Below are 13,395 nucleotides of genomic sequence, written 5' to 3'. Positions count from 1 at the left end.
AATAATCATTTACAATTCAGAGGTCTAGGTGAAAAAATTCTCTTTAAATGCGTTTTATGGTGCTTCTCTCCTTAGTTTAGTTTCGCCATTTGCGGTAGGTGCGCTTGATGTAGATCTGGGTGTTGTGCTAGATGGGGCTTATCAGAGTGAAACTCGACAGTGGGGGATGCGAGATAAAGGATTCGGTCTTGGTCATTCTGAAATTTTGCTGAGTAGCAACATTGACCAAAACTTTCGAGGTCAATTGATTACGGTCTTAGCCACTCACGGTGGTGCGACTGAATTCGAATTGGAAGAAGCGTTTGTTGAAACGCTAAGTTTGCCTTTGGGTTTCAAAGTGAAAGCTGGACGATTGTTGTCAAACGTTGGCTACCTCAACAGTAAACATCTTCATGAAGATGCATTCAGTGATAGACCCGCTGTCTATCGCGCCGTGTTTGGTAGCCATTATTTTGATGATGGTGTGCAGGTTTCTTGGTTGGCGCCAACGGACACTTTTATTGCCGCTAGTTATGAAATGTTTAGCGGAAAAGGTTGGGATGTTGGCTACAGTGATCCGGCAACGGTTGGCGTGTATACCGCAAACCTTCAAATTGGTGATGATGTTGATGAATCGAATAGCTGGCGTGTTGGGTTGAGTACTATGTACAACGCTAATGGTGAAGGATTTGTTGCCCAAGAAACGTCTGGCGGCTCACACGATCATTCATCCCATGACCATGGAGATCATAGTCACTCACATGGACCAAGCGTTACAGGTAAATGGATACATGGTGTTGATATGACATGGAAGTGGGCGCCACAAGGAAATTATAAGCAAGAGAACCTTCGAGCAACCACTGAAGCATGGTTAATAGATGATCGCTACGATGAGCAAATGGAATCCATTCCAAATGCAGATGACCAAGCTTATGGTTGGTATGCTGAGTTAGCTTATCAGTTTTCGCCAAACTGGACCGTGAGCGGTCGATATGGGGAGATGAATGCTGTAACTGGAGAGGTTCACTGGCATGTAGACCATCATCATGGCGAGTTGACTCAATCTGATATCCAAGAAACGGATATTGCTCTAGATTGGCATGGCTCTCACTTTGGACGAGTGCGTACTCAGGTGACCCATGAGCAGTTAAGTGAAAAATCTCAGACTATCTTTACTGTGCAATACATCATGTCATTCGGAGCACACCCAGCTCATGCTTTCTAAATTCGTTATCGCAAGTGGTTTGCTCGCGACCTCATTTTTTACAAATGCAAGCTTGAACGTATTTACATGTCAGCCCGACTGGGCGGCTTTAGTCAAACAACATGCGCCAAATGCCGAGGTTTTTTCAGCGACTACCGCAATGCAAGACCCACATTATGTACAAGCGAGACCTTCTCTTATTTCAAAGATGCGAAAAGCTGATCTAGTGGTTTGTTCAGGGGCAGAGCTTGAGATTGGTTGGCTACCAGAATTGCAACGTCAGAGCCGTAATAGCAAAGTTCAAAATGGCAAAGACGGTCTATTTTGGGCAACGGATTATGTGAATATGTTAGATACTCATGATCACGTAGATCGTTCTATGGGGGATGTGCATGGTCATGGTAATCCACATGTACAATTTGCTGTAGAGGATATTCCGAATATTTCTAAGGCTCTTGTGGAACGATTAGCTAAAATCGATCCAGGCAACCAGGCTTTGTATAAAGGAAATGGGGTTAAGTTTCGTGCAGATTGGCGCAAGCATATAAAGCGTTGGCATTCTCTAGGTGATAGTTTGAAAGGAATGCAGTTAGTGGGGTATCACGAAACCCATCGCTATTTATTTTCATGGCTTGGTGTCGAGCAAGTGGCAGATTTAGAGCCTAAGCCTGGTTTACCGCCGACAGTAGCACACCTTAATTCATTGAGCTCAATTAGTTCCAAGGATGCTAATGGTATTGTGTATTCCAGTCATCAGCCAACAGACGCCGCGAAATGGTTATCAGAACGAACATCCTTACCTGTAGCAGAACTAGCACAGAGTGTAGGTGGCAGGCCAAATACAGAGACATTAGCGGCATTAATTGACGATAGCATCGCGCAGCTACTCAACCTTCAAAGGAAATAAATGTGGCGTATTCATGGATAGTTGCCCCTGCTTTAGTGGGACTGTTTGCTCTGTTTGCTAACATTATTCTTGGGCGACAAGTCTTGAAGCGAGGGGTGATATTTATTGACCTAGCGATGGCGCAAATTGCTGCCCTTGGAGTCTTGATAATTCAGCTATCTGTTGGACATGCTGATGTGCCGTTTAGCTCAAAATTATTGGCTTCTTGGGTATTAACAGTGCCTGCGGCGATACTTCTGAGCTACCTTGAACGCAAAGTTGACCAGCATTTAGAAGCCTTAATTGGGTTACTTTATGTGTTAGCTGCGTGTTTAGCGGTACTACTGGTTAGCCATAACCCGCATGGTAAAGAGATGATATCTTCTTTACTCAATGGTCGCTTACTCTGGAGTAGCCCAAGTGACGTGCTGCCAGTTTTTTGTGTAGCTGCTGCTTTATTTGCTATTCAAGTATGGCGTGGTAGCTGGTTAGCTGGTCGTGGTTTTTACATACTATTTGCCATCGCGATTCCACCTTTAGTGATGAGTCTTGGCGTGTATCTAGAGTTTGCTTGCTTGATTATTCCAGCTTTGTCTGTTGCTGCTCTGAATAATCGTACCATGTGGTTAGGAGCCATTGTTGTCGGTATGGTTGGAGGCGTTGGAGGGTTTTATACCTCTCTGATTTGGGATTTTCCCGTTGGACCTTGTGTAGTGTTAAGTATGGCTGTTTCTGGATTGCTATATAGCGTGATTTTATCAGGAGTGTCTAAAAAGGTCGCTTCAGTTGCAAGTACGCCGAACAGCTAAATTTTGGTATGAATAAAGTAACTTTATCGATACTAGTAATAAGTGTTGGATGGTGAACTTTGTAAAAGTACTGATGTGTAAGAAAAGCCGCTTTAATAGCGGCTTTTTGTTGTTTAAATTGCCTAAAAATCGAGCCAGAATCTTTGTTCACGATTTTTGAAAACATTGTTAGTTCTCCTTGTAAACATAGTCGGCTCTCATTTAAACCAATAGATTACTCGTAAATACTGTATGAAAAATACTTACTTGCAATCTTTTTGTGTTGTCCATTATCGATAAGTCTTTGTATACCATCATCAATAAGGTCTTTGAGTTCGTTATCTTGTTTTCTGACTGCTACACCAATACCGCGACCAAACCATTTCTCTTCAGTGAACTTCGGACCTGTAAAGTGATAGTCCTTACCTTGTTCTGTTTCAAGAAAGCCTGCGTTCAGCCCCATTGAACCACCAAAAACGGTATCAAGACGTCCATTGAGTAAATCTGTGAATGCTTCATCAAAAGTACCATAGCGACGAATATCTACATTAGGGTAAATTTCAGATAGATATTTATCTCCAATGGTTGCTCTTTGAACCCCAATCGTAAGCTCATTTAAACTGTCGTCCTGCATATTGATTTCTCTATCACTTTTCATGACAAAGCGAGTCGGTACTTTTGCATATGGAATAGTGAAGTTAACCTTCTTTTCCCGCTCTTCAGTAATTGTCATTGCCGCAATAATCGCATCGTTTTTGCGACTTAACAGAGAAGGGATGATACCGTCCCAATCTGTTTTTGAGATGATGCATTTAACACCTAATTCGATGCACAGAGCATTAGCTAAATCCACTTCAAACCCTTCAAGTTGACCATCTTGTGTTGTCCAGCTGAATGGCGGGTAAGCCCCTTCAACAGTAAAGCGAATTTGTTTCCAATCTTTTGCGTATGTGAAGACAGAAAAAAAACTGACGAAAGCAAGTAATATCCATTTCATTTGTTATTTCCTTATTGTAATAATGGATATGGATAATTAACTATTTGTTAACATTTATCAATACGAATGCATATTGATGTGAACTTAGGCATAGGTGGATTTTGATTTAGATGAAAGAGGTTTGAAACTTTTCTTAAAGCAGAACTTGAATGCAAAAAAGGAACGATTGTTTATTGGTTGGTACTCGCTAAAACTAAAGCTAGTACCAATTAACTCATGGATTAAATAGCAGGAACTACAACGGGCGACTCTTCTTCTGAATCTTGGTTGTCATCTACTTTATCAGAGACCCAATCAACGGCTTTTGTAAAATAGAGCTTGTTTGTCTCGCGGTCACACCAACTTTTTGATAGCCCTCTTCTATTAAATTCACTTCCAATTGCAGCCAGTGTTTGATTGCTTGAACGCCCGTAATACAAGGTGTCGCACAATTGTAGGTTTGACATAGACTGAGGATAGACATTGACTGCCGACGTGTTAGCACTTAAAGCTTTAGATTGGTTATGTGTGCACCCAGTGATGCTTAAAAATAAGAGCAGGCTTAAGATTATTTTCATTATATTTCTAGTCTGTTACCGATGATTTGAGGTGTTGGTTTAGTTTTTGGTCTGAGTCGAAATGTTGATTTAGGCAGAGATTATGCGCATGAATATTGAAGTGTTTTGTCAATTTTTTGCTAAGAGAGTAAATAGCAGGATCTTCATCTCATTAAGGTGAATCGTTAAATTGATGTCTCAGTTCATTAAATAAATGCTAAATGCGCAATTTTATACAAAAGTCATGTGAACCTATAAAGTAGACTGATAGGTCGTTTGATGATTAACAGGCTTGGGGATGGCTATGGACAGCAAAAAGCGCTCTAAAGAAAAAGCTGAATATAAGATCACAGAAGAGCTCGGCGGCCTTGAGATCCTCAATGCAGAATACGAAAAGCAAAACTTCTCTCGCCATAGCCATGAAGGCTACACCATTGGTGTGATTGAACAAGGTGCTCAGCGCTTCTACCGAACAGGCGGTCACCATGTCGCGCCGCAAGATACCATCATTTTAGTTAATGCGGATGAAGTCCATAGCGGGCATTCGGCATCTGAAGGTGGTTGGGCGTATCGAGCAATGTATCCTGTACCAGAACAGTTAGCTAAAATTTCTAAAGACCTCAATTTACCCAGCTATGGGGCTCCATATTTTCCTAATGCCGTAGTTGAAGACCCTGAGTTAGCGAATCAAATTCGTCTTGTTTTCAATACCATTGATGCTTCTGACAACCGCTTACTCAGAGAAACACTGATGTACGGAATGTTTGTCAAATTAATCAGTAAGCACGGCAAGTCTACACTTACTCCAAAATTAGAAGGTAAAGTTCAGAGACAACTTTTACTGGTTAAGGAGTTTTTAGATGATTTCCCACAAGCTGATGTGTCATTAGAAGAGTTATCTAACCTTGCTGCATTAAGTCCTTATCATTTGGTGCGTTCTTTTCAAAAAGAGTTTGGTTTACCGCCACACGCTTACCAAATTCAAGCTCGACTACGGTTTGCACGTCAGTTATTAAAGAAAGGGCATACCATTTCTGAAACGGCGCAAGAGTGCGGTTTTCACGATCAAAGCCATTTTCATCGGCACTTTAAAAGAGCGAATGGATACACGCCTGGTCAGTATATAAAGATGCTTGCTTAGCTATAAAATCAGACGTTGTATGAGTAAGTCTGATTCTAGTGTTAGCAGTTATAGAGCGAGTCAATAGAGCAAGTTTGTACAATCGCGGCAGTGGATGCTCTCTTACATTAAAAGCATGTGATGAATAATAAGAATATATGGATTACGCAAGAATGAACAAACGCACTGAGTTACGAAAAGGGTTTATTGCGGGAATGCCTTTAAGCATCGCAGTAATACCGTGGGGGATATTAGCGGGTTCCTATGCGATTGATGCTGGGCTAAATGTATATCAAGCTCAGGCTATGTCTGGAATCTTGTTTGCGGGCTCTGCACAACTGGTTGCTGCGGGCATGTTTAAATCGGGGATTGGTATTGGCACTATGCTATTAACCACTCTATTTATCACTTCAAGGCATTTCCTTTACAGTATTTCAATGCGAGATAAGATCAGCCATTTGCCTGCCCGATGGCGCTTGTTATTGGGTTTTTGGTTAACGGATGAGTTATTTGCAATTTGTAATGGGCAAACACAGCAAGAATTCAACCGTTGGTATGCGGCGGGAGTGGGTGGCGGTTTTTATCTTATTTGGAATATTGCCAGTTTTGTCGGAATTATAGCTGGTAGCCAAATCCCTTCATTAAACGAAATTGGTTTAGATTTCGCGGTAGCGTCAACGTTTATCGCGCTGGTTTTCCCTTTAATTAAAACTCTACCTGTGGTGGTGTGCGTGTTGGTTTCTCTGGTTTTATCGGTATTTCTAACAGTCAATCAGGTGGAAGGGGCATTAATGATCGCTTCCATTTCGGGAATGATCGCTGGGTTTATTAGTGAGTCTTATGTGCAACGTGGGCATTCCAAAAAAATGACTGCCGAAGGAGAACAGCTATGATTTGGTTATCCATTTTATTAATGACAGCGATTGTGTTTGCAAGTCGCTACATTTTTTTGGAGCCAGCGATTCCACTAAGGCTTAATAATACCGCTCGACGTTTCCTTCGTTATTCAAGCCCTGCGGTGTTAACTGCAATCTGGGGACCTATTGTATTTGCACCGGAACAAGAATTTTTCCCAAGTTTTGAGAACCCGTATTTGATTGGTGCCTTGGTCACTGGGTTACTAATATGGAAGACAGGTAATGTATTACTGACGATAGGAGTGGGGATGGGAGTTTTTCTGTTTTACAACTTAGTTGTTATTGACCTCTTATTTAAGTAAGCCACGTCTTAGTCGTGAGTATAAATAATCCCTCATAGCGAGGGATTATTTACAGAATTTTACTTATAGGGTTTACACCAGTTCGAGCTTAAGCCTTACAGTAAACACGAGCCTCACGAGGTGTGTAGATACCGAAAGTAACCGTAGCAAGTAAACCATTAACGAATGTTTCTTGAACTTCTACTTTCGCTACTTTATCGATACCACCACATACTTTCGCAGCATCGATTTGTTTCTTTTGAGCAAGGCCATTAATAAAGAAGTGGTGAGACTGCTCAGTAGTGACTTCAGTTTCTTGTGGTGCCATTACGAACGTTTGTTGTGCACAACCAGTAGCAACTAATGATAGGGCAGTAATAAGAATTAACTTTTTCATGGTATCTCCAAATAATATTCAATGATTTGGTCAGGAGTAACAAAGGTGTGCATCATGAAAAATGTTCTCGTGCATCTCCTAACCGATGTCGCTTATTATTCCAGAGCTTTTATTGATTTACTGTATAGGTTTGTCAGCGCATTCATTACATAACGGTAAAGTTATAATAAAAAGCGCACCATGCAATTTGGTACTACGCTCGATATTTATGGAGCCATTGTGCTGTTCGCAAATCTTTTTGACGATAGATAACCCTAAGCCATGCCCACTTTTTGCCTTGTTTCGTGCTTTATTGCCGACATAAAAAGGTTCAAATAGATGAGCTTGATGTTCATCTTCAACACCGGGACCATCATCATGAATAGCAATCTGAAATTGCTCATCGTGAGTGGTTAGTTCAATAAGAATTTGTGTTTGAGCATATTTAAAAGCGTTTCGCACTAAGTTATCTAGCGCGCGGCTGAGCAATTTTTTATCGGCTTCAAAAAACAGTGTTGAAGTACTGAGGGGCTGGGGAAGAGCAAAATGTATATCAAGCTTGGTTTCTTTGCTCCAGCGTTTGATTGCTTTATCAAAGAAGTCTGTGGGCTCTAGTTTCTCATACATTAACTCAAGGCAACTATTGTCGAGTTTTGCGTAATATAAAAGCTCATCGACCATTTGTTCCATTTCTTCAGTGTCTTCCACAATGCTTTCAATGGTGGCAAGTTGCTCATTCGACAGTGGGGTATCTTTTAATAATTCAGCTTGCCATTGGATGCGAAAAACAGGAGTGCGAAGCTCATGGGCGACGGCGTTAGTTAAAGAACGGTTACTTTCAATAAGATGAAAAATCCTGTCTGCCATAATGTTGAATGATTTGTTCAACGTACCAATTGAGCTTCCTCCTGAAGTATCAGCACGGGAAGATAAATCACCTTCGGCAAAGCGTAAGGTTGCCTGTTCTAACTTATTGACTCGTCGGAAAATAATTAATAAATGACCTAAGCTGTACACAATAAAACTAGAGATGAAGAAAACCCAAAGTAACTTATCTTCGAGTTCAATTTTTTCACGAACTAAAGACTGATCATCAGGGTAGTAATGATAAATATGGTCGCTATCAGAAAGTCGAAACCATAGATCTCTATTGTCATCATGAAAGGTATGCAAAGTCGGGTTCTTTGCAAAAAAGTTAGCAGCTAAGTCCGGAACAGTATCGTTCGGTTCGTAAACGGTTAGAACAAGCCTAGTGGTATTCGCAAATTCATTAATGGCTTGCTGAGCGGCTTCTAAACCCTGACTTTGGGCAATATTTTCTAAAAGTTGCTGATGGGCGACCGCTTCGTAGTCCTGCAGTATGTACTCATAATCAGTATTGAGTTGATAAACACTGATTTCAAAGGTGATCACACCCGTTAAAAAACAAGCGATTAAGCCGAGTATGGATTCTAGATAGATACGTCGCATTAGCGTTCTCTTTTCACACGCTCAATTTGAGCGTCGTTAATTCCAAGCCGTTGAAACAAACAAGTAGCCTTTTCCTCTGATTGTTTGCACCTTTTCTGCTGAAGCATTGTCGTCACCAAGCAGTTTTCTCAGTTTGACCACTTTGTTATCGATAGTCCGGTCGATGCCATCGTACTCAATGCCTCGTAATGCTTGGGTAAGGTAATCACGAGATAAAGGTTCGTCAGGGTTGCTTGCCAGTAACCAAAGCAAATCGAACTCGCTATCTGTCAAAGGTAGTAAGTCACCCGCTAACTCACATTTCTTGTACTTGTTTTTAAGAACAAGTTTTCCAAAACTAATGTGATCCGAGTTTTCAATCGAAGCGGCTGAGTTATTTTGACGACGAAGCAAAGACCGAACTCGCGCGAGCAAAACGCGCGGCTTGATAGGTTTAGTCACATAGTCATCAGCACCAGTTTCAAGCCCCGCAACGTGGTCAAAGTCATCATCGCTTGCAGTCAGCATTAAGATCTTACCTTGGTATTGGGAGCGTGTCTGTCGGCAGATTGTCAGTCCATCAGTTACAGGAAGCATCAAATCAAGTAGAACAATATCTGGTTGCTCATTGATGATCGTTTGTGCGGCATTACTGCCATCGTCTAAAGCACTGACATCGAAGTTTTGTGTGATGAAGTAATCTTTCAACATCTTCTGCAGCTTTAAGTCGTCTTCAATGATAAGCATTGTTGGGTGTGTCATTCTGTATCAACCTTGTTGTACTTATGCTTTGTAGTTCTTAAGTTAAGAGCACCTTTAATGGTTTGTATTCTAACGGGGTAAACGACATTTCCATACATAACCAAGACAGTAAATTACACTTTTAACTCATAAAATTCTCCCATACTCAAAACTGGGACAAACACATGAAATCTTATCGCACTCTTTTACTGGCTACTCCTCTTATTATTCTCGCTGGATGCAACTCTGGATCACCTGGCAGCTCGACTAAACCAAGTACAGTGGATAAGCCTTTAGCAAACTATGACTTTTCCGAGCAAGCTAAGGCTCAGTTAGTGGGTGAACGCCAACAAATACTTGAAGTGATGCGTTTGTCTTATGGTGGGACCACTTATTCAAGTATGAAATTCGCCGAAGCGTTAGGCGAAGCGACACTCGTTAAATTGTCGGACAGTAATGGTAAAAGTGTCGATCTTTACCTACAAAGTGCAGAGGGTTCTGAGCCTTGTGTTATTTATCAAAACGCAGAAGACTTTGAGACCTTCCCATGTAGCCAATCCACTCGTTCTGTTTCAAATGAAACCACATTGATTAGTAGCGCTACATCGGATATGAAGCGACCAGTTCAGGTGGAGTTCTACACGGAAGCTGAAGAGCACATCGGTAGCATAGGCTCAACTTTACTGACCCCACAAGTGAAAGATAACCAAGTCAACATTCAAACTTCATTTGCGTTCAATAAGTTTTATAAAGTTGTTTTTGCAGACGATGGTACAGGCGAAAGAATTAACTCAACGTTGGGTTATACAACTTACTTACAGTTGGATGAAATTGTGAAAGCGAACCAAGGAACCAATATGGAAATGCAATTTAACAATCATATTGGAGGAAGTGCTGACGATGACATTAATATGTATACCGGACTTTTGATTAAAGATAACGATATGGACACGGTTGTCACGGCAACGGGTTCTGTTTTCTCTGGCGGGACGGATTTATTTTCAGCAGGTAAACAGCGTACTTTGATTCGTTCAAATGCAGCAAAAGCGATCGAGAAAAACCAACAAATAGGGGTGCATAGTTGGGGGCAGGGGGACAAGACAGCGAAAGACTTCCCATATACTGACGAAAGCCATCGTAAGCAGGCGACCTATTTCAAAAAAATGATGGGCGATAAGGGCATCGACTTTTATCTGTTTACTCTGGATTCAGCACCTGCAAACGGAGCACACTGGGTAACCAAAGCTGATTCAGATAAATATAGTTTCATTACTCAAATAAAGTAGCAAATACACATTAGATTGAAATATCTGACACTCTTAAATACATGAAGGAGGCAGTTTGTTGCGAATATAAACGTAACAGTCTGTCTCTTTTCTTTTATAAAAATCTTCTCTCTAACCAAACTTCCTTCCATCTTTGATCATCCTCTTACTTGTTTATTTGTCACATTCTCGGTTCACTATTTGTACTGGTTTTTGTTTTTTTATACCCATAATTTCAGACCTGAGAGTTGGTGTATTGCTTTCTTTTTTGACTGTTTTTAAGGGCTTTTTTATAAACAAAATACCGCGTAATTAGCTTTTTTAAATGCTTATTCAATAAAAAGATTAGAGATCTAATTAAATTATTTAAGGTCGATCTGGCTTGTTTTTGTGATTCAGGTCTCAAATTTGAGCTTAATAAACGGGTATTTTTGATTTTGAAGAGCAGTTCTGTGCCTAATAACGGCGAAATTTGCTTAGAGTACAAAGGAAATGTATTTACACATGATCACATCAGTACCTTGGATGATGTATCCCGATATAGAGCAAGATCCTAACGAAAAATGGATCTTTTCTGAGCCATCAGCAGAAGATGGTGATGAAGTTTTCAGTCTCATTGCAGCATGCCCTCCTCTTGATGTTAATTCATCATATTGCAACTTCCTTCAGTCATCACACTTCAGCCGAACTTGTATCATCGCAAGATCGAACGGTGAAATAGCCGGTTTTATTTCTGGTTACAGAAAACCAGACGATCCAAATACTTTATTCGTATGGCAAGTTGCAGTTTCTCCCCGTTTCAGAGGTAAAGGGCTAGCTTTTAAAATGCTCAGCGAATTACTCGGACGAGACTTTCTTAATACTGTAACGGCTGTTGAAACGACAATAACGGAAGATAACGCCGCTTCTTGGGCATTGTTCAAAAAACTGGACGCCGAGAATGATCAGCAGGGTGAAGTCAGCACATTTCTAGATGAAAAAACACATTTTAAAGGGAAACACGATACGGAATATTTGTATCGAATCCCGTTAAACAATTCTAAAAAATAGGAAACCAAACGGTCTCATCATGGATATTTTTAACAAGCAAGAATCAAAAGTACGTTCTTACTCAAATAGCTTCCCTGTCATTTTTACAAAAGCGAAAGGTTGCTGGCTAGAAACAGACAAAGGCGAACGTTACCTAGATTTCCTTGCTGGTGCAGGATCACTGAATTACGGACACAATAACCCTGAGCTGAAGCAATCATTGCTGGACTACATTGAGATGGATGGCATCACTCATGGTCTAGACATGCATTCATCAGCAAAGGCTGGTTTCTTAACCGCGCTTCAACGCGACATTCTTCACCCTAGAGGTTTGGACTATAAGGTTCAATTTACAGGTCCTACAGGAACCAATGCCGTAGAAGCAGCACTTAAACTTGCTCGAAAAGTAAAAGGTCGCAGCTCAATTGTGGCGTTTACCAATGGTTTCCATGGTTGTACAGCTGGAGCATTAGCAGCTACCGGTAACCAACACCACCGTCAAGGCGCTGGTATGAGCTTAAACCAAGTAACACGAATTCCATTTGAAGGTTATGCCGACATTGATGGTCTTAAATTGTTTGAAACTATGCTTTCAGATAATTCAGCAGGAATGGATAAGCCAGCCGCTGTTTTACTAGAAACGGTACAAGGTGAAGGCGGGCTGAACGTTGCATCTAATGAGTGGTTACAGCGCCTAGATAAAATCTGTAAAGCGCATGATATTTTAATGATTGTTGATGACATTCAAGCGGGTTGTGGTCGTACAGGCACATTCTTCAGTTTTGAACCGTCAGGCATTAAACCCGATATGGTGACGTTATCTAAGTCTATCGGTGGTTATGGTTTACCTATGGCCGTGGTTTTACTTGCCCCTGAATTGGATATTTGGAAAGCAGGTGAGCATAACGGTACTTTCCGTGGGAATAACCATGCATTCGTTACCGCTGCTAAAGCGATTGAACTTTACTGGTCTGATAATCAATTTGAAGCGCATATTGCCTCATGTTCATCGAAAATTTCAGAAGTCATTCAGCGCAATGTTAAACGCCATCCAGATCTTTTTGCACAGCAGAAAGGCCGTGGAATGATGATTGGTATTGAATGTAATGACAGCGAGTACGCAAGTGCAATCGCGAAGACATGTTTTGAAAATGGCATGATTATCGAAACAGCGGGACCAAACGATGAAGTTGTGAAGTTTTTCTGCCCACTGACTATTACAGAATCTGAGCTAGAGCAAGGCTTGAGTATTTTTGAAAACGCAGTAGAGCTAGTAGTAGCGAAGCACTTTAAAAAAGCATCTTAAGAAGGATTAGAAAGATGATTGTTAGAACACTGGATGAGTGTCGCGATAGTGAGCGTAGAGTAGCGTCGGAAACATGGGAAAGTGTCCGCATGCTCCTTAAAGATGACAATATGGGTTTCTCTTTTCATATCACAACGATATATGAAAATACAGAAACGCATATTCATTACAAAAACCACTTGGAGTCTGTGTACTGCATGAGTGGGGAAGGTGAAATTGAAGTGGTGGGTGGTGAGACGTATCCAATTAAACCGGGAACGTTATACATACTTGATAAACACGATGAGCATTTTCTTCGAGCGTTTAAAGACAAAGAAATGGTAATGGCGTGTGTCTTTAACCCGCCAATTACTGGTAAAGAAACGCATGATGAAAATGGTGTTTACCCGTTAGTTGATTAGGTAAAGCCTATTCATTGTAAATTGACGAAGAGCGAGTGGAGATCAGCCGTTGATGTAACGGGCTCCACATTTCAGTGAGGCGCAATGCCTCACTGAGCTTTTTTCAAGCTATCGGTATGC

The 13,395-nt window shown here is 41.0% G+C and carries 15 protein-coding genes; 10 read left to right on the top strand and 5 right to left on the bottom strand.

Annotated features, from left to right (window positions below):
* The first annotated feature begins 28 nt into the window (after nt 1-28).
* The 3 genes from OCU78_RS09145 to OCU78_RS09135 are packed head-to-tail and all read left to right on the top strand — an operon-like array spanning nt 29 to nt 2,878.
* A complete protein-coding gene (locus tag OCU78_RS09145; protein WP_137372876.1) occupies nt 29-1,204 on the top strand; it encodes a TonB-dependent receptor in 1,176 nt (391 codons plus the stop codon).
* Complete coding sequence (locus tag OCU78_RS09140; protein WP_137372877.1) at nt 1,194-2,090, top strand: metal ABC transporter solute-binding protein, Zn/Mn family; 897 nt, start codon at nt 1,194-1,196, stop codon at nt 2,088-2,090. Before OCU78_RS09145 ends, OCU78_RS09140 begins: the two co-directional genes overlap by 11 nt.
* Nucleotides 2,091-2,092: 2 nt before the next feature.
* Nucleotides 2,093-2,878 carry a metal ABC transporter permease gene (locus OCU78_RS09135; protein ID WP_137372878.1) on the top strand — a complete coding sequence of 262 codons (786 nt, stop codon included), beginning with the start codon at nt 2,093-2,095 and terminating at the stop codon, nt 2,876-2,878.
* A 214-nt stretch (nt 2,879-3,092) separates the two neighbouring features.
* Here OCU78_RS09135 and OCU78_RS09130 read toward each other — a convergent pair whose 3' ends face one another.
* Entirely contained in the window at nt 3,093-3,854 is a 762-nt protein-coding gene (locus OCU78_RS09130; RefSeq protein WP_137372879.1) for a transporter substrate-binding domain-containing protein, read from the bottom strand.
* Nucleotides 3,855-4,075: 221 nt separating this feature from the next.
* Complete coding sequence (locus OCU78_RS09125) at nt 4,076-4,411, bottom strand: hypothetical protein (RefSeq protein ID WP_167494013.1); 336 nt, start codon at nt 4,409-4,411, stop codon at nt 4,076-4,078.
* 283 nt (nt 4,412-4,694) lie between these two features.
* On the opposite strand from OCU78_RS09125, the gene OCU78_RS09120 reads away from it, so the two are divergent.
* From OCU78_RS09120 to OCU78_RS09110, 3 genes are all read left to right on the top strand, one after another.
* Entirely contained in the window at nt 4,695-5,531 is an 837-nt protein-coding gene (locus tag OCU78_RS09120; protein WP_137372880.1) for an AraC family transcriptional regulator, read from the top strand.
* A gap of 137 nt (nt 5,532-5,668) precedes the next feature.
* Nucleotides 5,669-6,403, top strand: a complete 735-nt coding sequence (locus OCU78_RS09115) for an AzlC family ABC transporter permease (protein ID WP_137372881.1) — start codon at nt 5,669-5,671, stop codon at nt 6,401-6,403.
* Entirely contained in the window at nt 6,400-6,729 is a 330-nt protein-coding gene (locus OCU78_RS09110; protein ID WP_137372882.1) for an AzlD domain-containing protein, read from the top strand. The genes OCU78_RS09115 and OCU78_RS09110 overlap by 4 nt, the downstream gene beginning before the upstream one ends.
* A gap of 88 nt (nt 6,730-6,817) precedes the next feature.
* Here the strand turns inward: OCU78_RS09110 and OCU78_RS09105 are convergent, their stop codons facing one another.
* From OCU78_RS09105 to OCU78_RS09095, 3 genes are all read right to left on the bottom strand, one after another.
* The gene (locus OCU78_RS09105) at nt 6,818-7,105 is read right to left on the bottom strand and encodes a Bor family protein (RefSeq protein WP_137372883.1); all 288 of its coding nucleotides are present in this window, start codon (nt 7,103-7,105) and stop codon (nt 6,818-6,820) included.
* Nucleotides 7,106-7,222: 117 nt separating this feature from the next.
* Nucleotides 7,223-8,554, bottom strand: a complete 1,332-nt coding sequence (locus OCU78_RS09100; protein ID WP_137372884.1) for a sensor histidine kinase — start codon at nt 8,552-8,554, stop codon at nt 7,223-7,225.
* Between the two features lie 36 nt (nt 8,555-8,590).
* The gene (locus OCU78_RS09095; RefSeq protein ID WP_137372885.1) at nt 8,591-9,295 is read right to left on the bottom strand and encodes a response regulator transcription factor; all 705 of its coding nucleotides are present in this window, start codon (nt 9,293-9,295) and stop codon (nt 8,591-8,593) included.
* A 164-nt stretch (nt 9,296-9,459) separates the two neighbouring features.
* Here OCU78_RS09095 and OCU78_RS09090 point away from each other — a divergent pair, with 164 nt between their 5' ends.
* The 4 genes from OCU78_RS09090 to OCU78_RS09075 all read left to right on the top strand — a co-directional run bounded on the left by OCU78_RS09090 (nt 9,460) and on the right by OCU78_RS09075 (nt 13,275).
* Nucleotides 9,460-10,560, top strand: coding sequence for an alpha/beta hydrolase (locus tag OCU78_RS09090; RefSeq protein WP_137372886.1), 1,101 nt, complete (start codon nt 9,460-9,462; stop codon nt 10,558-10,560).
* A 483-nt stretch (nt 10,561-11,043) separates the two neighbouring features.
* Entirely contained in the window at nt 11,044-11,589 is a 546-nt protein-coding gene (ectA, locus tag OCU78_RS09085) for a diaminobutyrate acetyltransferase (protein ID WP_180033692.1), read from the top strand.
* A 19-nt stretch (nt 11,590-11,608) separates the two neighbouring features.
* The gene (gene ectB, locus OCU78_RS09080; RefSeq protein WP_137372888.1) at nt 11,609-12,874 is read left to right on the top strand and encodes a diaminobutyrate--2-oxoglutarate transaminase; all 1,266 of its coding nucleotides are present in this window, start codon (nt 11,609-11,611) and stop codon (nt 12,872-12,874) included.
* Nucleotides 12,875-12,888: 14 nt separating this feature from the next.
* Complete coding sequence (locus OCU78_RS09075; RefSeq protein WP_137372889.1) at nt 12,889-13,275, top strand: ectoine synthase; 387 nt, start codon at nt 12,889-12,891, stop codon at nt 13,273-13,275.
* Nucleotides 13,276-13,395: the final 120 nt, after the last annotated feature.

It is taken from the genome of Vibrio gallaecicus, from assembly GCF_024347495.1.
In the GTDB taxonomy this organism is placed as follows: Bacteria; Pseudomonadota; Gammaproteobacteria; order Enterobacterales; family Vibrionaceae; genus Vibrio; species Vibrio gallaecicus.
Note: the sequence above shows the minus strand (reverse complement) of the source record. Positions and strands in the feature narration are given on the sequence as shown.